This window comes from Neobacillus niacini, assembly GCF_036961885.1.
Taxonomy (GTDB): domain Bacteria; phylum Bacillota; class Bacilli; order Bacillales; family Cytobacillaceae; genus Neobacillus; species Neobacillus niacini_H.
Genome location: NZ_JBALNQ010000027.1, coordinates 1 through 22,951 on the forward strand (window position 1 = coordinate 1; position 22,951 = coordinate 22,951).

General features: G+C 38.8%; 19 protein-coding genes. 16 read left to right on the plus strand and 3 right to left on the minus strand.

All coding sequences use genetic code 11. From position 1 onward, the window contains the following. The 9 genes from V7124_RS12415 to V7124_RS12455 form a co-directional block, all read left to right on the plus strand. The coding region (locus tag V7124_RS12415) for a YbxH family protein (RefSeq protein WP_335489465.1) at positions 1–186 on the plus strand (186 nt) is incomplete at its 5' end. 74 nt (positions 187–260) lie between these two features. Further along, entirely contained in the window at positions 261–2,834 is a 2,574-nt protein-coding gene (locus tag V7124_RS12420; protein ID WP_335489467.1) for a DEAD/DEAH box helicase, read from the plus strand. A gap of 128 nt (positions 2,835–2,962) precedes the next feature. After that, complete coding sequence (locus V7124_RS12425) at positions 2,963–3,301, plus strand: hypothetical protein (protein WP_335489469.1); 339 nt, start codon at positions 2,963–2,965, stop codon at positions 3,299–3,301. Positions 3,302–3,695: 394 nt separating this feature from the next. Next, positions 3,696–4,739 carry an ATP synthase beta subunit C-terminal domain-containing protein gene (locus V7124_RS12430; RefSeq protein ID WP_335489472.1) on the plus strand — a complete coding sequence of 348 codons (1,044 nt, stop codon included), beginning with the start codon at positions 3,696–3,698 and terminating at the stop codon, positions 4,737–4,739. Positions 4,740–4,933: 194 nt separating this feature from the next. After that, positions 4,934–6,277 carry a 3' terminal RNA ribose 2'-O-methyltransferase Hen1 gene (locus V7124_RS12435; protein ID WP_335489475.1) on the plus strand — a complete coding sequence of 448 codons (1,344 nt, stop codon included), beginning with the start codon at positions 4,934–4,936 and terminating at the stop codon, positions 6,275–6,277. Beyond that, on the plus strand, positions 6,277–8,877 hold the full coding sequence (locus tag V7124_RS12440) for a polynucleotide kinase-phosphatase (protein WP_335489478.1): 2,601 nt from the start codon (positions 6,277–6,279) through the stop codon (positions 8,875–8,877). Before V7124_RS12435 ends, V7124_RS12440 begins: the two co-directional genes overlap by 1 nt. A 103-nt stretch (positions 8,878–8,980) precedes the next feature. After that, entirely contained in the window at positions 8,981–10,246 is a 1,266-nt protein-coding gene (locus V7124_RS12445; protein WP_335489481.1) for a LysM peptidoglycan-binding domain-containing protein, read from the plus strand. A gap of 130 nt (positions 10,247–10,376) precedes the next feature. Continuing rightward, positions 10,377–11,831, plus strand: a complete 1,455-nt coding sequence (dacB, locus tag V7124_RS12450) for a D-alanyl-D-alanine carboxypeptidase/D-alanyl-D-alanine endopeptidase (protein WP_420490530.1) — start codon at positions 10,377–10,379, stop codon at positions 11,829–11,831. Positions 11,832–11,896: 65 nt separating this feature from the next. Beyond that, positions 11,897–12,931: an ADP-ribosylglycohydrolase family protein gene (locus tag V7124_RS12455; protein ID WP_335412912.1), complete on the plus strand. Its 1,035-nt coding sequence runs from the start codon at positions 11,897–11,899 to the stop codon at positions 12,929–12,931. A gap of 144 nt (positions 12,932–13,075) precedes the next feature. On the opposite strand, the gene V7124_RS12460 is transcribed toward V7124_RS12455, so the two are convergent. After that, positions 13,076–13,234, minus strand: a complete 159-nt coding sequence (locus V7124_RS12460) for a hypothetical protein (RefSeq protein WP_335412914.1) — start codon at positions 13,232–13,234, stop codon at positions 13,076–13,078. A 383-nt stretch (positions 13,235–13,617) separates the two neighbouring features. Between V7124_RS12460 and V7124_RS12465 the strand changes: the two genes are divergently transcribed. Both V7124_RS12465 and V7124_RS12470 read left to right on the plus strand, forming a co-directional pair. Next, a complete protein-coding gene (locus V7124_RS12465; protein ID WP_335489487.1) occupies positions 13,618–15,051 on the plus strand; it encodes a purine-cytosine permease family protein in 1,434 nt (477 codons plus the stop codon). A gap of 168 nt (positions 15,052–15,219) precedes the next feature. Next, the gene (locus V7124_RS12470; RefSeq protein WP_335412918.1) at positions 15,220–15,945 is read left to right on the plus strand and encodes a CBS domain-containing protein; all 726 of its coding nucleotides are present in this window, start codon (positions 15,220–15,222) and stop codon (positions 15,943–15,945) included. Positions 15,946–15,983: 38 nt separating this feature from the next. Here V7124_RS12470 and V7124_RS12475 read toward each other — a convergent pair whose 3' ends face one another. Both V7124_RS12475 and V7124_RS12480 read right to left on the minus strand, forming a co-directional pair. Beyond that, positions 15,984–16,712, minus strand: coding sequence for a hypothetical protein (locus V7124_RS12475; RefSeq protein ID WP_335489490.1), 729 nt, complete (start codon positions 16,710–16,712; stop codon positions 15,984–15,986). A gap of 131 nt (positions 16,713–16,843) precedes the next feature. Then, positions 16,844–17,269 carry an acyl-CoA thioesterase gene (locus V7124_RS12480; protein ID WP_335412921.1) on the minus strand — a complete coding sequence of 142 codons (426 nt, stop codon included), beginning with the start codon at positions 17,267–17,269 and terminating at the stop codon, positions 16,844–16,846. 331 nt (positions 17,270–17,600) lie between these two features. On the opposite strand from V7124_RS12480, the gene V7124_RS12485 reads away from it, so the two are divergent. The 5 genes from V7124_RS12485 (at position 17,601) to V7124_RS12505 (ending at position 22,943) form a co-directional block, all read left to right on the plus strand. Further along, positions 17,601–18,782, plus strand: a complete 1,182-nt coding sequence (locus V7124_RS12485; RefSeq protein WP_335412962.1) for a multidrug effflux MFS transporter — start codon at positions 17,601–17,603, stop codon at positions 18,780–18,782. 95 nt (positions 18,783–18,877) lie between these two features. Continuing rightward, the gene (locus tag V7124_RS12490; protein WP_335412923.1) at positions 18,878–19,522 is read left to right on the plus strand and encodes an SDR family oxidoreductase; all 645 of its coding nucleotides are present in this window, start codon (positions 18,878–18,880) and stop codon (positions 19,520–19,522) included. 233 nt (positions 19,523–19,755) lie between these two features. After that, positions 19,756–20,361: a DedA family protein gene (locus V7124_RS12495; protein ID WP_335412925.1), complete on the plus strand. Its 606-nt coding sequence runs from the start codon at positions 19,756–19,758 to the stop codon at positions 20,359–20,361. A 36-nt stretch (positions 20,362–20,397) separates the two neighbouring features. Beyond that, the gene (gene cls, locus V7124_RS12500) at positions 20,398–21,846 is read left to right on the plus strand and encodes a cardiolipin synthase (RefSeq protein ID WP_335412927.1); all 1,449 of its coding nucleotides are present in this window, start codon (positions 20,398–20,400) and stop codon (positions 21,844–21,846) included. Between the two features lie 428 nt (positions 21,847–22,274). Continuing rightward, a complete protein-coding gene (locus V7124_RS12505; protein ID WP_335412928.1) occupies positions 22,275–22,943 on the plus strand; it encodes a GntR family transcriptional regulator in 669 nt (222 codons plus the stop codon). Positions 22,944–22,951 lie beyond the last annotated feature (8 nt).

Below are 22,951 nucleotides of genomic sequence, written 5' to 3' on the forward strand. Positions count from 1 at the left end.
ATTGAACGAAACGGATTTCGGTTTGTACCAGAATTTAGTGTCAGTCACCAAAACGGAGCCATACATGTATATAATAATAAAGAGCGTTTGATTGAAGAAATCAAATTTGAGTTTTCAGGGGATTTTCCTGGACTGGATCAAATTGAGGATTTAGTGAATGAGTACTGCAATCAGCGACAAATCTAGGGACCGAATATTTGTTCGGTTTCTTGTTTTTTGTTATACTAAAAGTAATTAATAATGGATAAGGAGGGAAGAACATGAATAAATTAACCGCCGTATATCCTGAAGCCGTTGAACATACAAAGAATATAGTAATCGAGGACATGGACCACTTTTTAGAGACAAAAGAAAATTTGCCGTCCTTTAACGAATATTTAACTGCACGGGGGCACTATCTCGAGCAAATATGGGTTAATGTTTGGTTAAATAAAGTCACAAATGATGTCCCAAAGAATGAAAAGAAAGAGTTTTTGCGTGAAAAAGGGTTTGAAGTCCAGGGGGTAGACCGAAAGCTGATTAACAAACTTTTTCGCGATGAAATGAGGGAATATCAGCCATTTAATATAATCGGATGGACGAAAGAAACCTTTACTGGCAAAGAGGAAGAATGGGAACAGAGATATCAACAGGCGAAAGCTGATTTTATAAAAAGGCAGGAAATGAATCGGTTGGCAGAAGTTCGCCATGCTCTCACAGAAGAAATAGAAGAGACTGCCGCTGAAATGCTTGAAAAGGATTATTCAGAGTTTTATCTTTATGTTCGGTATTTTACAGCAAAACAATTAGCAGCAGACATCAAGAACAATGTGAAATTTCAATCAGTCGATACCTTTGCACTTGAAGAAAAATTAGTCAATGAAGGGCAGTTTAATCCGGCCTCCTACACTACAGTTGCAACATTTTTTGAAGAATTAACGGGTGATATTCATAAAACGGTGAATTGGGGCCGGAGCTTATATGAATACCAAACGTATTTCTTTGTATATGAAAGCTTAATCTCTGATTACCTGTCTCAGCTAATTCCCAAAAAGGTTCTCGAAAAGCTGCCACATCCGATAAAGGAGCAGTTCCAAGAAACTTTTGGAGAAAAACTGACCCCCTCTTTTATTAAGGGAAGTATTCAGGAGCTTCTTTATGAGGTGCAAGACTATTTTATTGAAGATATTCAAGAGGAATACTTGTCAGATCTATTAAAAATTAACGAAATTCCTTTTGACCTCTCTGTTCAACAGAAAATTTTCGAAAAGGATTTTGCTGATAGAGAGCGAAAAAAGGCAGAGGAAGAAGCAGAATTACAACGAAAAAGAGAAGCAGATGAACGGATGATGGAGGATATTTTCGGTCAGGAATACAATCCGTCCTTCGGGAGACGGGTCCGCTATGTTCTTCATATTGGTGAAACGAATACGGGGAAAACACATCATGCCCTCGAGCAAATGAAACAAGCAAACAGTGGCTTATATCTAGCTCCGTTAAGATTATTAGCGTTAGAGGTGTTCGATAAGTTAAATGCTGAAGGAACGCCATGCACATTAAAAACAGGGGAAGAAGAAAAACTTGTTCCTGGTGCCAATCACTTCTCATGCACAGTAGAAATGTTTCATGAGAAAGAAAACTATGAAATCGTCGTCATTGATGAGGCACAAATGATCACCGATAAAGACCGTGGCTTCTCCTGGTATAAAGCAATCACAAAAGCGAATGCACGAGAAGTACATATTATCGGAAGCAGGAATTCAAAGCCCATGCTTTTGCAGTTGTTAGGTGAATCGAATATTAGTATCCACGAGTACAGCCGTGAAATCCCACTTGAAGTGGAATCCAAGGAATTTCATATTAAACATGTGAAAAAAGGGGACGCATTGATTTGCTTTTCAAGGCGACGGGTACTTGAAACGGCATCAAGGCTGCAAAATGATGGTCATTCTGTCAGCATGATTTACGGCAGTATGCCACCAGAAACAAGAAAAAAGCAAATTGAACAATTTAATAGCGGAAAAACAAAGGTAGTGGTTGCGACTGACGCGATTGGAATGGGATTAAATCTGCCGATTCGCCGGATTGTATTTTTAGAAAATGAAAAATTCGATGGAACGAGAAGGCGGCTGTTAACTTCACAGGAAGTGAAACAAATCGCTGGACGCGCTGGACGGAAAGGGATATATGATGTAGGGAAAGTCGCCTTCACAAAGGATATTCGAATGATGAACCAATTGCTAAACCAAGAGGATGAGCCTGTTCATACATTTGCGATCGCACCAACGAATTCGGTTTTTGAGCGCTTCCAACGGTACTACCGTGATCTAGGTACGTTTTTCGAGCTTTGGGGGAAATTTAATAGCCCGCCAGGTACAAAAAAAGCTTCACTAACAGAAGAACGGTCACTTTATCAGCTTATTGCTGGTACAGAGATTGAAGCCCGGTTACCATTAATGGACCTATATGGGTTCTTACATCTTCCGTTTTCGAAAAATGAACCAACCTTAACAAGGCAATGGGAAGAAACAATGTATGCGATTATCCAAGGGAATCCTCTTCCGGAACCCCCATACAAAGAACGAAGCTTAGAGGATCTCGAGTTAGCATACAAAGCCCTCGGATTGCATCTGCTCTTTTTATACCGGTTAGGTGAGCGAACTGAAGCGATTTATTGGGAGCGGCTGCGTGAGGAAATGAGTGACAAGGTACAGGATAAGTTAAAAACTGATATTAAAAAGTTCGTGAAGAAATGCAAAAACTGTGGAAAGAATCTTCCATGGGATCACCCGTTTCCAACTTGTGAGGCCTGCTTCCATGCAAAATATAGAAGACGTTTTGCAGAAGATTTCTAAAAATAACACATTGAAGGAACAAATCTCAAATGATTTGTTCCTTTTTACTGTTAGGAATGGGAATTTTTAACATGGTGCTTCTCCTAAATGATATAATTTTATTAGTGAAATAAACGAGGAGGTTGACCATGAAGACGTTTGTTTGGTCTGTTATTACATTAGGTCTCATTCTTTTTGCGAATTGGGGAATAGCAAAACTTTTTAATAATCAGTTCCTCGATTGGTCCTTTATGACAGGGGCTGCTTCAGTGGTATTAGTTAAATTTTTTAATTCATCTGGCGGAATGGCATCGGAATTTGCAAATGCCAGACTACAAAGTGGAAATGAAGACAATGACCTTCAAGTGGAAGTTTGGACGAAAATAGAAAAGATTGAAAGGCGATTTAATGCGACCCCTTCCTTTTATGTGGCAATAGGTTACACGCTTATTGCGGGGATTGTTACACTAATTTACTACTTTCTTTAATTAAAGGCTGTATTAATCGATACTGTTGATTTTTAGAACCTGTTGATTGGAGCGAAAGGCGCTCGACTCCTCGAAAATGCTATCGCATTTTCTTCGTGCGTGGGTAAACTCAAGGATGTAAATTCAATGTCCTGCGGGATGCACGAGCTGAGTGAGACCCCGCAGGTACGACCGAGGAGGCTCACGGGCGAGCCCGCGGAAAGCGTAGCACCTGTAGCGCAAATCCACAGCCATGTTTAACACAGTCTAATTAATAGAAACAAACATTTGAAGCAGAGGATATTTTCCTTTGCTTATTTTACGTTTAAATTAAAAATAATTACTCTTTAGCGTAATTAACTGTTGCGTTTTGGAGTAATATAAATTACTATTTAAAGTAAGGGAGGTGAAAATAATGGAAAATATCAGATTGAATGTTCCATTATTGAGAAGAAGGGTGCCAAACCTGACAAGTGCGGCACGTGAGGTAGGTTTACGGCCTGCAACCGTATCAAATTTGTGTACGGGGAAAATTCCGGTTGGACGCTCTGAAGTTCGTACGATTGTAGCATTAGCAGAATTGGCACAGTGTAGTCTTGATGAGCTGATTTTAAGAGGGGAGAATGTTGAGATGATCGAAACGAAAATTAAAACATTAGATTTGTTTGCGCCAGTTGTAAAGGGAGGAACCATAGGGCTTGTAGCTCGTCCAGGAATGGGTCAGCTGGTTGTACTTGCCGAGTTATTTTATCGATTTAAAAAAGAAGGCTATACAACGGTATTATTAATGCCGGAAGGAAATCCACCTGAAATTGAAGATGTGACGGATGATGCTGAAATTATAGCTGAATCGATTGATATAGCCTTTGCGAAAATGTCGGTTGTTGGAAAAAACAAAGATATTATTTTTGTTGCCGACCGATCTCATGTATTAACGGGAGAAATCTATGAGCTTCAGGAAAGATTACATGATGCTGACATCAAGTCGGTAACTACGTTTTTACTCGATTTAAAAGGTGCATCGGTGGATGAGGACCTTCCATATGGTCCGCTTGAAACACTATGGCAATTCGATATGGATCTAGCTGCTAGACATCGTTACCCAGCGGTAAACCCAATCTATTCTACTTCTTCGGTGCTGGAAGGCGCACATCTAGATCAAAATCATCTATCTATCCAACAAAAAGCACAAAAACTGTTACGCCGCTATCGCGAATTACGGTCACTCGTAAATGTGAAGGGGATTGACGGGATACCAGCTGCAGAAAAAGAAACCTATCATCGAGGCGAACGATTAGAAGCCTATTTGACACAGCCATTTTATGTTGCGGAAGAGTTTACGGGGATTAAAGGGGAAGAAGTTAATTTAAAAGATACATTGAATGACGTGAGGAAAATTTTAGATGGTGCTTTGGATTCTAAGGATATTGCGTCATTAAATTTTATTGGAACTATTTAATTGAGTCGCGAGCTGCAGTGACCGAAACCCAAAATAAATAGGCAACTCGGTCACTGCACGCTATTCAAACCACAAAACAATTACACTTTTAATGAGGACGTACCGTTCAAACGGTACGTCCTTTTAAATTTTCCATTTATGTGTAATTATGGTAGATAGGAGAAAAGTACTTCAGAAGAAATGGAGTGTAAAGAATGCAGCTTTCAGTAACGGTAAGGGGCTCAGATGCAGAGGTCGTCTCTTATCTTATCGCTAAAAACCCCAATAATCCATATGAGCGGGATGAGAAAGGATTCAAAGTTCGTCTCGCCTACCCTGTTTTTACGAAAGAAGAAGTCCAGTTTGTCATTTTTGTGAAGCCAGACCCGATTGATTTAGTTCGGAATTCATCGGATTTATTTGATATTACCCATTACATCAATGATCGCGAGTTCGCCGTCAGCAGCTTATTCATCACGTCCATCCGCAAGGCATTAGGAACAGCTTTAAATGGAAAGCCAGACGAAGAATATGAGAAATGGGTAGACCAGATCTTTGAGATAAAATTGGAATTTGGCCCTGTCGCTACGGATTTGCGGAATCAGGAAATTGCTGACTTGTTTGAACCTATGGGATACAAAGTGGAAATTGAGCGTGGAGAAAGCGCCATCCGCGGAAAAAGCTCGGCACGTTTTGTTACGATATCTGGGAGGCAAAGCGTTCAAAACACATTAAAGCATGTTTCCATTCTCATCCCTGTCATCGATAACTATAAACACTATTTTTTAGATGAAAGAGAAGTAGAGAAACTCGAACGCTATGGTGAAGGCTGGCTAGAAACTCATCCTTTAAAGCAAATGATCGTCAAGCGTGCCCTTCGATTTAATGCGCTAATTTCTCAATCTAAATACTATGAAAAGAAACCATTTATTCGTAACCAGGATGAGAGCCCGAGGATTCGTCTAAATGACCAGCGTTATGAAGCAATACTGAATGTGATTAGTACACTGCCACAACGGGAGACGATTGTTGATCTTGGTGCAGGGGAAGGGAGATTGTCAGTCCAGCTGGGTTTTGTCGAAGGTGTTAAAGAAATTTTATCAATAGAGCCCTCAAGCAAAGCCCGCCTTAAGGCGATTGAAAGATTTGGACAAGTGATTGATAAAGAGGGATATGTTGACCCCCAATCACTCATTGGATCGTTATTTTATTTTGATAGCCGCCTGCAAAATAAAGACATTATCATTTTGTGTGAAGTAATTGAACATATTGACGAGGAAAGACTCCCTAAAATTTTCAATACAATTTTTAATGATTATCGTCCCAAGACACTGATTGTGACCACACCAAACCAAGAATACAATGTCGTTTATGATATGGATGAAGCCATGCGTCATAACGATCACCGTTTTGAATGGACGCGAGCGGAATTTGCTCAACATGTGGAAGCGTGGACGCAAAACTATCCTTACCAAATCAGTATTCAAGGGATTGGCGAGGAACATCCTACATATGGCCAGCCGACACAAATGGCGATGTTAAGAAGGGAGGAGGCATGATGACAACACTGCACTTACCTCATGGGGGGATTGTCTTATTAGTTGGGCCTTCTAATACCGGAAAAACAACCTTATTAAATCAATTAATCCAAGAAAATCAAATTCTTGCCTCTGAAGTGGTCAGCTCCGATCAGTTCCGCGTTCTCGTCAGTAATATTGAGTTTATTAGCTGGAACGGACGACCAAAAGACGAAAGTGACGCACTCTTTCATGAGTACCAGCAAATTTCTGGTGCTGCCTTTGATGCCATGGATTATGTCGTTTCAAAACGCTGTAAACTGAATAAATTAACGTTTATTGACGCGACCCATCTCCGTGAGGAGGAACATGAAAAATACTTGCAATTGGGAAAGAAATATCATGTCCCTGTCATTGCCATTGTCTTAAATATTTCAGAAACTGAATTGCTAAGACGAGATGCGGAGCGGGATTTTCCTCGTGGCAGAAACCGAATAAAACAGCAGTATCAACATTTTAAAAATGCGCTTCGCTTCATTAAAAAGAAACCTTACCGAAGGGTGTACCTCCTTGGTGAGGATGAACTTGAAGTATTGAATATTAGCCGATTAGAAAACCCATTATTCATTGAATTGGTTAACGGGATCGATTTTATCGGAGATATCCACGGTTGCTATGAAGAATTTCTCGAAATCCTAACAAAACTTGGCTATCAAGAAAACGAAGAAGGATATTACATCCATCCAGAAGGACGGAAAATTCTTTCTCTTGGAGATGTAATGAGTCGTGGGCCAAGGTCAATTGAAACGCTACAATTTTTCCAAAAGCATGTTGCAGCAGGACATGCCTATATGATTGACAGCAACCATGGCTGGAAAATCGCCCGCTGGCTAGATGGGAAAAATGTAACGATGGCACATGGGGATGAAAATGTGGCCGCTGAATTTGAAGAATATGAGCGTAAATATGGTACGGAAGCAACCGAGGAGTTAAAAGAACAATTAAAAATGCTGCTAGTAGAAGCAAAATCCCATTATATCATCCGGAAAAATGGGGTAAATGCTGCGGTCGCAGTCCATGCAGGCATCAAGGACCATTATATCGGGAAACAGTCTGGCCGCATTTCTGATTTTTGCCGGTATGGAGATAATGTGGGGCTTAATGAAAATGGAAAGCCAATCCGAAAAGACTGGTCGATCCATCATAAATCTAGTGAACTTATTCTTTGGGGACATGACCCAAAACCACAGCCATTATTAGTAAACCATACACTGAATATTGACCAAGGTGTGGTATTCGGGGGCAGTCTAACCGCGTATCGATACCCAGAAAAACAGTTTGTTTCGGTAAAAGCAAAACAGGACTATGCAAATGTACCTGACAATCCATTGAAGGAATGGGAACGGAAGCGTCTAAACCCACCAAATATCATGAAATTCATAGGAGGATATTCGGTCCTTACCGAGCAATACGGCGAGATTATGATTTATGATGACGGGGTGAAACCTGCCTTGGATGATTTATCCCATTACACCCGTCCGCTTGAGGAAATTGTCTATCTCCCGCCTACGATGAGTCCAACACCCAAAGCCTCTCAGCTGGAAGGATACCTTGAACATCCAATGGAAGCATTCGAATACTATCAATCGAATGGCGTTGAGACAATGGTTGTTGAAAAGAAACTTATGGGCAGCAGGGGAATTCTATTTTTATTCAAAAATAAAGAGGTTGCCAAGGACTACATTGGTAGGGAAACAGTAGGTATTATTTATACCCGGACAGGGAGAGCATTTTTTAAAAAGGATTTAGAAGAACAAATGGTTAGCGTTTTGAATGAGGATCTTGTGAAAAGTGGCTATTTCGAAACGCACAACACAGATTTTGTATTACTTGACGCGGAAATTCTGCCATGGAATTTAAAGGCAAAGGACCTGATTTTGAACCAGTATGCACATGTTGGGGAAATGGCGCTGCTTGACCGCAGTAAATTAATAGATTCACTTCAGCAGGCAGTCGAAAGTGGAAAAGATGTTCAGCGCTGGTTAAAGGAAATCGAAAGCGGAATCGACAATGCCAGAGTATTTAATGAGGTGTATCAGAAATACTGCTGGGAAACAGAAGGCATTGAAGGTATTCAAATTGCACCTTTCCATACTTTGGCACATAGCACGGAAACCTTTTTTGACAGGCCACACATATGGCATATGGAAAAAAACAAAGAATTCAGTGGGATTTCTCGACTGTTTATAGAAACTGAATACCGTGTTGTAAATGATGAAGCCTCGATGAAAGCAGCGATTGAGTGGTGGGAAGAAATAACCGAGGAAGGACATGAAGGCTTTGTCGTCAAACCGGATTCATTTATTACTCGCCACAAAGGAAAACTCCTGCAGCCAGCGATTAAGGTAAGGGGCCGAAAGTATTTGCATATCATCTATGGAATGGACTATCAGATACCTGAAAACTTATCTCGGTTAAAGAAAAGGAATCTAGGGAAAAAACAGCGTAACGCGTTGAAGGAATTTGCTCTCGGTGTAGAGGCTGTTAATCGATTTGTAAAAAGAGAATCATTGGAACGTGTTCATGAATGTGTGTTAGGTGTACTCGCATTAGAGGCCGAACCCATTGATCCAAGATTATAAGGTAGTTGAACGAGCTGGGTTATCCCAGCTCGTTTTTTTTATTTAAAGAGCAATATTCTGTGGAGAATCCCCATATGATGTAGGTAAAAAGGGGTGTGAGAGTATGGGGGTTCATGTGGTTGGCAAAGGAGAAAATTTGTGGGCAATTTCAAATCGATATGGTGTGCCTATTCAAACCATTGTCGAGCTAAATGGTCTGCGATCAGCCAGTTCCCTTGTCCCAGGTCTCGCATTGTACCTTCCAGACAACCAGCTCCCTGTCCGCTCCTACCAAATCAAACCTGGAGATCAAATTTGGCAGTTATCTCAGCAGTTCAACACTGACATTTCCACTATTTTAGGGGCAAACCCAGGGCTTGATCCGAATAACCTTACCATCGGCCAAATGATTAACATTCCATCCCCGGTGAAATTAGAAATATCGACATTGGGGTTTCTGGTGCCATCAGGGGATAGCTCTGTTCTAGGGGTATTAGAATCATTGGCTCGGCAATTAACCTATTTAGCGGTAGTGGCCTATTCGTTTACGTCAGAGGGGTATGCATATAACTTAATTGAGGATACAGCGATTGTAGCGCGGAGTAGACAATTGAATATCACCCCTTTGCTGATGATTCGTAATTTTACAGGAGTAGATTTTAGTGCCGAGTTGGCGGGGCATGTGCTTGGAACTCCAACCTATCGAAGAAATCTAGTTCTTAGTATTGTGAATTTAACAAGGCAAAGAGGATTTGGCGGTGTCAGTATTGACTTTGAATTTATTCCGCCGCCACAGCGCAATGATTTTAATCGATTTTTAAGAGAATTAAAGATTGCTTTGGGGGGGTTAATCCTGCATGTAAATGTCCATGCGAAAACGGCAGATCTCCCAACCAATCGAATTGTCGGAGCATACGATTATGCTACGATTGGAAGCGTGGCTGACATTATGGCCGTTATGACGATTGATTATGGATATCCTGGCGGACCGCCTGATCCGATTGCTCCTATCTGGTGGATGGAGGAAGTGGTTCAATACGCCCTTACCAAAATGAATCCTCGTAAACTACAGATTGCAATGCCGCTTTATGGTTATGATAAAGTCGTTGGAACGAATGTAACCCATGCGATGTCTGTGGCTACTGCCCAAAACCAGGCGATTGCGACTGGGTCGCCGATTGAATTTGATCAGCGGGCGAAGTCACCCTGGTATCGGCATTGGCGTAGAGGTGTAGAACAAGTTGTTTGGTTTGAGGATATTCGAAGCTTCATAGAAAAATATCGTTTGATTGACGTTTATAACTTGTCAGGAACAACCTATTGGCAGATTAGTTTGGCTGCACCGCAGAATTGGGCGTATTTGAGTCGAAATATTACTGTTGTGAAATAGTGGATATTGGGACATCGCAGATATATCCTTTTTTTGAAAAAGTAAATTGTAAATCTATCTAATAATCGAAAGAAAGTTAGTTTTTTGGGGAAGAATTAATGAAAAAAGAGAAAGTTGGAAATGGATTTTGCTGAAAAGAGTGAATTTGATCATTTTAATTAGTTTTTTAGCTACAGTACTGCCACAAACTCAACCAGTCTTCGCGGAGAATAACTTGGTGCAGCAATTAAATCAGTTTTTAAGCGAAGATCCCTATTTACATGGGGCGATTGCTGGAGTGAGTATACGAAATGCCACAAACGGCGAGGTCATATATGATCATTTTGGAGATGTCCGCTTGCGCCCGGCATCGAATATGAAGCTTTTAACAGCGGCAGCAGCATTATCGGTGTTAGGTGAAGATTACAAGTTTAAAACAGAAGTGCTCATCGAAGGTTCAGTGGAAAAGAACATACTGCTAGGGAATCTTTATTTAAAGGGCAAAGGCGACCCTACACTGCTAAAGGAAGACTTCGATCGAATGGCAGCAGAACTTAAGAAACTGGGCATAAAAAAAATTAACGGTAATTTAGTTGGCGACGATACTTGGTACGATGATATCCGCTATTCTTTAGATTTACCCTGGAGTGATGAACAAACGTACTACGGTGCACAAATCTCCGCCTTAACGGCTTCGCCCACTAATGATTATGATTCTGGTTCGGTGATGATTGAAGTCAAACCTGGCAACCGCCAAGGTGATAAGGCGAAATTAACAACCACGCCCATTACTGATTTTGTGAAAATCATCAATCAAACTGTAACGGTTGCAAAGGATGGTAAGAAGAAACTGACGTACGAACGGGAGCACGCCAAGAACACGATTACGATAACGGGAACTTTACCTGTTACATCAAAGGGTCAAAAGGAATGGATTGGGGTCTGGGAACCGACCCGGTATGCGTTAGCACTTTTTAAACAATCACTCAAAGAAAATGGCATTGAAGTATCTGGAAAAATAAAAAAGGGAACCACTCCAATTGATGCAAAGATCGTGTATACCCATAGCTCAATAAAGCTTTCGGAGTTACTTGTCCCATTTATGAAATTGAGCAATAACGGGCATGCGGAAACCTTAGTTAAAGAAATGGGAAAAGTGGTAACAGGAGAAGGAAGTTGGGAAAAAGGTCTCGAGGTCATGGAAGCAGAGCTAGCCAAATTCGGGATCAACACGGAAACATTGGTCCTGCGGGATGGTTCAGGAATTTCACATGTCAATTTAGTCCCGGCAACACAGCTTTCGCAATTGTTAGTTGCCGTCCAGCAGCAACCATGGTTTCCTGCTTTTCTTCACTCACTGCCAGTAGCAGGTATGAGTGAAAAAATGGTTGGTGGCACCTTACGAAGTCGGATGAAAACGCAAAACGTAAAAGGAAAGGTATTTGCAAAAACCGGAACAATCTCTACTGTAAGTACGATATCAGGATATGTTAACACGAAAAGCGGACAAACCTTGATTTTTTCTATTATGTTAAATAATTTAATGGATGAAGCCAAAGGAAAAAAAATTGAAGATAAATTGATTTCGATCATAGCTAGCTATTGATCAGAAGTATCCCTCTTTTTCTGTTAAAATATAGAAAGAACATGTAGTTGGAAAGGGGCATACATATGGTAACTCTTAATGAGCGCAACCAGGGATGTTTGGTCGGCGGGGCAATTGGCGATGCGTTGGGCTGGCCAGTAGAATTTTTGAGTCTCGATGAAATCAAACAAAAATACGGACCACAAGGGATTACCAACCTTGAAAGAGGAAGAAGTAATCTAGTAGAAATTACCGATGATACACAGATGACGATTTTTACAGCGGAAGGAATACTTCGAGCAGAAAACCGTGGACGAAATAAAGGGATTGCACATATTCCGTCGCTGGTTCATCGGAGCTATTTGCGTTGGCTTGAAACGCAGGGAGTGACTAGTGAAGTAGAAAAGGATGGGTGGATTTATTCTATAAAAGGTTTACATACAAGAAGAGCTCCAGGAAATACATGTTTAAGTGCGCTAAATACAGGAAAAATGGGGAAAGTGGAGGAACCCATTAATGATAGTAAAGGGTGCGGTGGTGTGATGCGGACCGCTCCCATCGGTTTATTTTATGAGAAAGAACAGGCATTCAGGCTTGGCTGTGAGTGTGCTGCGATTACTCACGGACATCCAAGCGGCTATCTGTCTGCCGGCGCTTTAAGCTATATCATTGCGGCCATCATTGAGGGGTTAGATATTGAAACCGTTATTGAATTGGCACTAGCAGAATGCGAAAAATACCCTTCGAGTGATGAGTGCAGTCAGTTGATCAAAAAAGCGATCAATCTAGCGAAATCAGACACTCCGGACCTGCAAGCAATCGAGAGCCTTGGAGAAGGATGGGTAGGGGAGGAAGCCCTCGCTGTTTCCATTTACTGCGCTTTAAAATATCAAAAGAATTTCGAAAAAGCAGTTATTACAGCCGTTAATCATGACGGTGATAGCGATAGTACCGGAGCGATTACAGGCAATATATTAGGGGCTTATCTTTGTTTAAATGGCATTCCTCAAAATTGGGTAAGAGAAGTTGAACTTTCTAATGAATTGACCCAACTAGCAGATGATTTAGTACAAACGTATGAAGACAGTAAAGAATGGAATGAAAAGTATCCTGGTTGGTAAAAAAGGCCCTTTTTGATAAAGGGTCCGTAACCAATTGCACTGCATAAAAGCAGTGCAATTGTTGTACATATCTTTATACATATCCCAGAGTAAATTGGAATTTTGTTACAGTAATCAGAACACGGTAGGATCGAGTTTTGGTTTTTAATCGCGCATTGCTCCTGCCTCTCGGGAAGTCATGGCACCGTCTCCTTCGCGTACATCCTTTTGAATTTCTTGTTTTACTTTTTGTGCATCCGTACCTGCAAATTCTGGTTTCATTATAGAACCCAAATTCACTTTTGCTTCTTGATCAAGTTGCATATGAGACCGCCTCCATTCATTGTTTAACAATTTTATTATTAGCATCGATTAGAAGAAAAAACCGACTTTATTTTTGAGTCCTTCATCAAAATTATAAAATTGATATTTATACAAAGTAATGTATAAAATAATTTAGAGACACGAATTAATTTCTTGAATTTTAAAGGATTTTTGGTACCCGTTCTTGATGGTAGCTTGATTATGTCAACTGATTGTGTATATAATAGTATATAAGCTATGGGAATTTGCTGAAGAAACAGTGACTTATTTCCAAATAAAAAACACATTCTGTTGCCCTCTAAACAAGCATTCAGTCTTGAAAGGGGATAGTTGAATGTGAAAATTAAGTTTAGAAAAGGGGACAGAAATGAAAGGATGGTTACATGAGTGTAAACCAAACTAAAGGTCTCCAAGAAAAAGAGAAAGATGATTATTCATTTGAACAGGTTCCAGAAGCAAAGCGGAATATGGGTTGGTTTAGTGTCACCAATATTACGTTTGGGATTGCCACAGCCATTTTTTATTTTCAAACAGGTAGTGTAATGGCCCTTCAGTTTGGTGCGACAAACGCTATCATTTCAGCGATTTATGCTATTATTATTGCCGGCTTATTAGGTACAGTCATTGCTTATTTATCGGCAAAAACAGGAATGAATGTCAATCTCATGTCTAGGCAAGGGTTTGGCTATATAGGCGCCTCTTTAACTTCATTAATTTACGCATCTAACTTTATCATGTATTGTGCTTTTGAAGGGATGATTCTCGTAGCGGCAGTACATGCATATTTCCCCGCAATTCCATTATGGCTGCTAATTATTGTATTCGGATCCATTGTTATTCCATTGAATTGGTTTGGAATTAAACAATTGGATAAGCTGCAGAAATGGTCGTTGCCGATATTTGGTATTTTTTTAATTCTCACGATTATCTTTGCATACAATACACCATCAAATTTTGACGGTAGTTTTTGGACTTACTTACCAGAGGGTGTACAAACAGGTGGAACCGCCTTACTTTTATGTATTGGTATGCAGCACGGGATTATGGGCTTAACCGCTCTAATAGCGTCAGACTATGCACGTTTCCTAAAGCCAAAGGACATTAAACTTGGCTCGATTATGATCGGTTTTATTCCACAGATTTTTTGCTTTGGTGTCATGGGGTTACTAGGAATATGGTTTGGCGTCCGTTTAGCTGAATCTAATCCGGGGGTATACATTGTTACACTTATCGGACTAGGCGGCGTAGTATTTACGATGTTGACACAAATAAGAATCAATGTCACAAATATTTACAGTGCATCCCTTTCATTATCAAATTTCTTTGAGAATGTATTTCATTTCAAACCAAGTCGACGTTTTTGGGTTGTCGTCTCAGGTGTCCTTTCGATTGCGTTAATGTTAGGTGGGATTCTTGATTATTTAGGCAGTGCGATGACATTCCAAGGAGTCCTATTGATGGCATGGGCAGCCATTTTAGTTACAGACGCCTTAGTTGTAAAAAGATTATTGAAAATTGGACCGATAGAATATGAAGCAAGACAAGAAAAATTATATAAATGGAATCCAGTAGGCGTTGTCCCATTAATTGTGTCAAGTGTTCTGGGCACGATAGCAGCTTTAGGGTATATGGGAACGTTCTTACAAAATACAGCCACTTTCTTTGCAGCCATTTTAGCTTCCATTCTTACGGTAATCATTGCCGTTTATACAAAAGGTAAATATTACAGCAAAAGTGAATCTAAAAACATGATTCATAGAAAGTCAAAGAAAAAGAGTATTTCAGTAAAAGAAACAACAGTGGAGCAGTTTTACTAGAAAGAATCCAACGTTGAATAGAGAGCCCAAGAATCTATCTTATTGTTAGATGAGATTCTTGGGCTTTTTCAGTTTAAAGAAATTATGCTGTAGTAAAAAGAGTAGAAAAACTAGTTAAATAATCACAATAAATATATAATAAAAGAAAAACATTTGGCAGGGATTAGGATGAAACAAGTAAAAAAAGGACAAATACTATCAGAACGTTTTGAGGTAGCCTTTAATCAAGTGCATGATGCGATGAAGGATATTGTCAATATTAATGATGATAGATTTGTAGTATTGGTTAAGGTTGGAGCAAAGAAATATCAAATTATCGAAACATTTAAAAAGGACCTTGAGCAATATGCAAAACTAAGAAATGCCATTGTCCATGAAAAAATGGAGGTCGGCTATTATATTGCCGAACCGAATGCAAAAGTGGTCGAACATATAGAGAAAATCGCAAATGTGTTTAACCGTCCCAATTATGCATTGTCGATCGCGACGAAAAATGTGGTGTATTTTGATTACAATGATAGTATCCTTAAAGTGACAGAGGGGATTCGGCAATATAACTATTCCAAATTTCCTATTTACAAAAATAAAGAATTTGTTGGGCTGTTAACAGCAGGTGCGATTGTAAAATGGCTGGCTCAAAATATGGTGAGCAGTTCTGTGAATCTAGCTGATACTCATATTTTCGATATCATGAAATACGAAAAAGACCATCCGATTGACTTTGTTTCAAAAAGCACGAATATCTTCGATGTTGAAACGATTTTTGAAAAGTCACATAAAGTTAAAAAGAAATTAGAAGCGGTTATCATTACCGAAAACGGCAGGAAAGACGAGACTCCGCTTGGAATTGTCACTCCGTGGGATTTGATTGAAATTGATTATACGGTTGATTAAAAAAATGAGGGGCACACCAAAATGGTATGCTCCTCGTTTTATGGAAGATCATCAAAATTAAATTCACTTAATTGATCCATATGACTAGCAATCATCGCGATAATGGTGCTTGCTTCTTCTTTACTGAAAATGAAATGGGATTCATCTTTGATTAATTCATCATCGGTTGTCCATATCCGGTTAATTCTTTTCAGAACACCATCACCTGTTTCCGGGACAACACCAAATTGATAGGTAACCTCAACTTCATCCTCATGCTTGAAGGCTGTAACCTCAGGAGTGTTCCAATCAACTTCGATTTCTTCAAAGATGTCGTCACTGTTTACTTGCTCAGCCTCATAATACTCAACACCGTCATCAACCATCCCAAAACAATCATCGCCGTCTTCATAACCATCGTCTAAGGTGAGGTAGACACCATCATCGGTAAAATGATCATCATCGTTCATATAATCATGAAGACTGGCATGTACTTCATCGATTATTTCTTCTATGTCCGAAAGGATGATTTTAGCAGTATGCCCACTGTCAACATCAAAGGTGTCGATGTAAAATTCTTCGTTCCCTGGATCAAAGAATAATGTGCAAAAATAGTCTCTATCGATATCTTCTGTATGAATATCTTCTGTTTCAACAAAAAATTCGATCCTCGGGTGTTTGGCAGCTCTCTCAATCGACATTTGACCAACCTGATCATACTCTTCACAAATCGATTCCAGGTGTTCCTGCAGTTCGCTGCAAACTCTGTCAAACCATTCTAATGACATTAACATCCCATCCTTTCAAGGTAATCGAAGTTATTATCTCCAACAGGACAATTAATATAATCTTCATGGTTATATTTCCTACAAGTTTTATGAACAACACGAATTCAAAAAACAAAAAAATTCCTCATTTTTTAAAATGGGGAATTTTTTTGAAAGTCAAGTTCGAATTGTTCAATTCGTTCTCTAATAAAATTTGGAACAGGACAGGGGACCATGTTTTCATTGTCAATACTTACGTAGATAATCTCAGCCAACAAAACAGGATCGATTTCATCCTCTCTGGTAATCATATAATTCATGGTCATGCTTTTGTTTCCAACCTTTTCCACCCTGCACCAAATGGTCAACCAATCATTTAAGTAAGCTGATCGTTTATACTCGATTGTCGATTTTGCTAGTACGAAATCAAACGCTTCATCTGGCTGAAGTAACTGCTGGAAATATTCTGTAACGGCAACATCAATATACGTTAAATAATGCGAATTAAAAACGATTTTTTGCCCATCAATTTCCGAATAACGTACCTTTAATCGATGTGAAAAACGATAATCCTCCATTCGGGACTCCTTCCTTATAGCACAAAGTCACCAACGCATTTTCTTATTCAGCTAGTTCCATCAAGAAACATCTCATGGTATATGATTATTAAAATTTTTTGAAAAAATAACATTAAAATTAATATTCTATTTTAAAGTATAAAACCTTTTTATTTTAACTACACCAAAGAATTATGCGGACTTTACAAGACCTCTTTAAGTTGTTATCTTTGACTTAATAATCGGAAAATTAGATAAATTTAGAAATGAAGGGGTTGATTTAAATTTGGGTTCAACATTAGACAGTCAACTAGACAATCCAGATACGATTACTCGATCCAAACGGTTATGGATGGCCGTTGTTCTTGGTTCGTTAGCTTCTTTTGCGCCATTATCGATTGATATGTATCTGCCAGCACTGCCAATTATCGCGGATTACTTTTACACCAGCGCTTCTTTTGTTCAGTTAAGTTTAACATTTTTCCTGCTCGGGATCTCTCTAGGACAGCTGTTTGCCGGTCCGATTAGTGATATTCGCGGGAGACGGAAACCACTACTTATTGGATTAATTATTTATTTTATTGTTTCAATCCTGTGCGTATTTAGTCCGTCGATTTGGACCTTTATTTTGTTGCGTTTTATACAAGGCCTTGCAGGATCATTCGGGATGGTTATCTCCAGGGCGATTGTCCGTGATTTATATTCAGGAACGGAACTTACTAAATTCTTCGCTCTTCTTTCATTAGTGAACGGGGCTGCACCTATTCTTGCTCCAGTATTAGGTGCTCTACTATTAGGATTTGTTCCGTGGCAGGGGATTTTTATTGTATTAGGTTTAATCGGTTTTATTATGTTTATTGTTGTTTTGTTCGGCTTAAGGGAAACATTGCCAATTGGGAATCGGGTAAAAGGTGGTACCAAAAATACGCTTCTCATCTTTCAAAAATTGATTGGTGATCGAATTTTTTTGGGCTATGCCCTTACTCAAGGGTTGGTTAGTGCATCTATGTTTGCATACATAGCAGGCTCTCCTTTTGTTGTGCAAAGCATTTATAGTGCTTCACCGGAAATGTTCAGTCTTATTTTTGCACTCAATGGTATTGGCATAATGATTGCCAGCCAAGCAACAGGAAGGTTAGCAGGCAGAGTACAAGAGTCGAGGCTATTAATCTTCGGATTATCTATGTCTGTCTTTGGTGCTCTGGTGTTATTACTCCTTTTAGTACTTCAGGCAGAACTATGGATTGTCATTATGCCTTTATTTTTCGTCGTTTCCAGTGTCGGTGTGGTAAATACAGCAGGGTTCTCTCTAGCCATGCAGTCGCAAGGTAAGAATGCAGGCAGTGCCGCTGCACTACTTGGTGTACTTTCCCTATCAATAGGTGGAATCACTTCTCCATTAGTTGGAATTGGAGGTGATCAATCGGCACTTCCTATGGGACTGGTCATTGCCTGTGCTTCTATTGGAGCAGTTCTGATATATGTATTTTTAGTATTAAGAAAACCAAGTAAAAGTAAAAAAACTGCTTCTTAAAAGGAATAGTGTTATGATAACCAAGATAGAGTTGTTTGTATAAGTTGTTTTCACAATGAAATAATAGTTGTAAATAAGGTAAGGAGATTACATTTATGAATGTACTAGTAGTTGGGGCAAATGGGCAGGTTGGAAATCTTCTTGTTCACCTACTAAGAGAGAGTAAGGAACATACAGTTAAAGCCATGGTAAGGAAAGAAGAACAAGCTGAGGCTTTAAAAAAACTTGATATAGATGTAGCTGTCGCTTGTTTAGAACAAAGTGTCGAAGATATTGCTCAGGCAGCAAGAGGCTGTAATGCTATTGTTTTCACTGCAGGTTCTGGCCGCCACACTGGGTATGATAAAACATTGCTAATCGACCTTGATGGTGCCGTTAAAACAATCGAAGCAGCTGAAAAAGTTGGTATAAAGCGCTTCATCATGGTTAGTGCGATTCAGGCACATAGAAGGGAAAATTGGCATGAGAAGATGCTGCCTTATTATGCTGCCAAGTACTATGCAGACAAAATGCTTGAAAAAAGTGAACTAACCTATACGATCATCCGTCCTGGCGGGCTATTGAGTGAGCCGGGGACTGGAAAGATAGCGGCTGCAAGTGACATTCGCAGCGGGAAAATACCGCGTGAAGATGTAGCAAAAACGATCATTCATTCTCTTACGGAAGAAAATACATATTACCAGTCGTTTGACCTCGTTGCAGGTAAAGTTCCTATTGGGAAAGCACTGAAAATACTATAACACAGGCACTTGATTTGAGATTTCTGCGTTAAACGAAAGATATCTGCGATAATCCCATCATATTTAAGAACCCTTAAAAAGTATTTGGACATTCAAATGCTTTTTTTCGTTTGAAAGGGTTTTAATTTTACAAGCGAAAAATATAGTAAGTAGAAGAAGATGTCCAATTTTGAAACTTTTCAAGTAGCTGAACGTAAGACTATAAAGTTACTTTTAATTAAATGGAGGATTTTATGGATTTATGGATTAAAGAGTTTATTGAACAGTTTGGGTATGTGGGAGTTTTTCTTCTTATTGCCCTTGAAAATATTTTCCCTCCTATTCCTTCAGAGGTTATTCTTACCTTTGGAGGATATATGACGTCTCAAACAAATCTGACAGTTCTTGGAGTAATCGCTGCTTCCACGGTTGGTTCTGTGTTTGGTGCTGTCATACTTTATCAAATCGGGTCTATCCTAAATATAAACAAATTAGAAGTAGTAATTGAACGTTATGGCCGAATCCTTCGTTTAAAAAAAGAAGACCTCTATCGAGCAGACTCATGGTTTGATAAATATGGAATATGGACAGTCTTTTTCTGCCGATTTGTTCCACTAATTCGCAGTTTAATCTCAATTCCTGCGGGAATGGCGAAGATGAAATTCTGGCTTTTCATCAGTTTTACAACGATGGGGACCATCATTTGGAATACCTTATTAATTAATCTCGGAGCTCGCGTAGGGGGAAATTGGGAAGTTGTTGTAGAAAGAATGGATCAGTATTCTAATTATATTTATTTTCTACTATTCATTCTCTTTATAGTTTTCATCGGGTGGAAGAGAAAAAGAAGTAGGTATTAAAATGTATTTTTTATGTCAGATGAGAGGGTTTTTGCCATGAATATTATTTCAATTTTATTAGGTTTACTTCTTATATTGAATATCATGTTGGCCCTCATTGTTATTTTTCAAGAAAGAAGGGACGTTGGTTCAACCTGGGCCTGGCTGTTGGTTTTATTTTTCATTCCTATCCTCGGATTTTTTTTGTATTTATTATTAGGGCAAAATTTGAGTAGAAAACATTTATTTCAATGGGATGATCTTAAAAAGACAGGTTTCGAAAAAACACTTGAAACACAGCTTTACAAACTCCGGACAAAACAATTTAAATTTCAAAATGCTGCAACAAAAGACAACAACGATTTAATTTATATGCATTTAATTAACAACCAAGCGGTATTAACAGAGGATAATGCGGTTGAGATCTTTACGGATGGTAAAGAGAAATTTGAACAGCTATTTAAAGATATTAGGGCTGCTAGGAATTATATTCATTTACAATACTACATTATTAAAAATGATAAATTGGGTAAAAAACTAATAGATGCCCTAACAGTAAAAGCCAAGCAAGGGGTAAAGGTTCGTATACTTTATGACGAATTAGGGTCAAGAAGTTTGCCGAAAAGATCTTTTAAAGAATTTCGCAAGGCTGGAGGACAGGTGGAAGTCTTTTTTCCATCTAAGTTCCGCTTTATTAATTTAAGGATGAACTATCGGAACCATCGAAAACTAGTCATCATAGATGGGAAAATTGGCTATGTCGGAGGTTTTAATGTCGGGGATGAATATCTTGGTCTGAATAAAAAGTTTGGCTATTGGCGGGATACGCATTTACGTATTCAAGGAACGGCAGTATATGAGCTTCAGACTCGATTTATCCTTGATTGGAATCAAGCTTCCGATGACCAAGATGTTGATTATGTTCCAAATCTTTATCCAGAAGATATTTCGCATGGGAATATCGGAATTCAAATTGTTACAAGCGGGCCAGATTCAGAATTTCAACAAATTAAGAATGGCTATATTAAAATGATTATGTCCGCAAAAAAAACGATATATATCCAAACGCCTTACTTTATACCGGATTCAAGTTTGTTAGATGCCCTTCGAATTGCCTGCCTATCAGGTGTTGAGGTTAATATTATGATTCCAGATAAACCTGATCATTTGTTTGTTTATTGGGCAACGCTCTCCCATGTTAGTGAATTATTAAAGGTGGGTGCAAGGGTTTATATTTATAGTAATGGTTTTATCCATGCAAAAACACTTGTGGTTGATGAAGAAATCTCATCCGTGGGCACGGCTAACATTGACTATCGAAGCTTTAAACTTAATTTTGAAGTAAATGCCTTTTTATATAATGAAGGAATTTCTAGAAAACTAACAGAGATTTTTAAAGAGGATATCAAAGTGTCGATGCTATTAACGTTTGAAAACTACCAAAAACGGTCTTTAGAGGTTCGACTAAAGGAATCAATTTCTAGATTACTTTCGCCTATTTTATAAATAGTGGAGAATTCAGTTTTTTAGAAACAAGGTGTAAATTAGGAGTAGGAAAACGACTTCATTTGTTCGGCCTAATTTTTTCCTAATCTAATTGGAAGAAGATGGACAACCGATTTTCCTTGGCGTTGGTCTTGCAGAGAGTTGGCTATAGGATTTTTGTTAACGGATTGGACAATTGAACATGGCATATTTAACAGACACCATCCGCATGCTCATTGAAGAAATAGTAATAGCCTATCCCAAATGGGGTAGGCTATTTTTCATGAAGTATCATTCAAAGAATAGAAAAAAATATTTTAAGAAATTCCATAAAAAAGTATTGTCATTTTTCTGAATGTTTGTATAATTAGTTTATAGACTACTGTCGACAGTAGTCAGACTACTGTCGACAGTAGTCAGACTACAGTCTTTGAAACGGGGAGATAGAAATGATCCAAGTGAAAAAATCCAATCCTTTATATGAACAAATCTACGAGAATATTAAAGAATCCATCATTAAAGGCGATTTTAAATCGGGAGAAAGAATTGTTGATGGCTGGATAGCAGAACAATTAGGTGTAAGCAGGAGTCCTGTAAGAGAAGCATTTCGTAAACTTGAACAGGATGGTCTCATAGTGAATCAGGAGGGCACAACTCTTGTATATAAACCAAATGTAGACGATTTAATTGATCTCTTTGAGGTTCGAGCAGGATTGGAGGGAATGGCAATATTCCTTGCGACAAAAAAGATAGCGAATGATGAACTGGAAAAACTTGAGGAATCACTTGTACTCGTAAAAAAAGCAATTAAAGAAAAAAATACGATGGAAGTTATTAAATTAAACACCTTTTTCCATGGTTCAATAATAAAAATTAGTGGAAATAGGAGACTGCAAGAAATGATGGGTAAGATAAACAATTTGATTCTTCTCTATCGAAATAATTTTTTTGCAAAGTATTATGGCGATGATGTTTTTATTAATGAACATTATGAATTGCTTCATGCATTAAAATCTGGAAATGCAGAGGCTGCATCTGAAAAAATGAGACAGCATATCCTAAATGATCTGGAACAGTTAAAAGAGAAGTTGAGTGCACAATCTGACAATGACCTATAGGTTTTCTA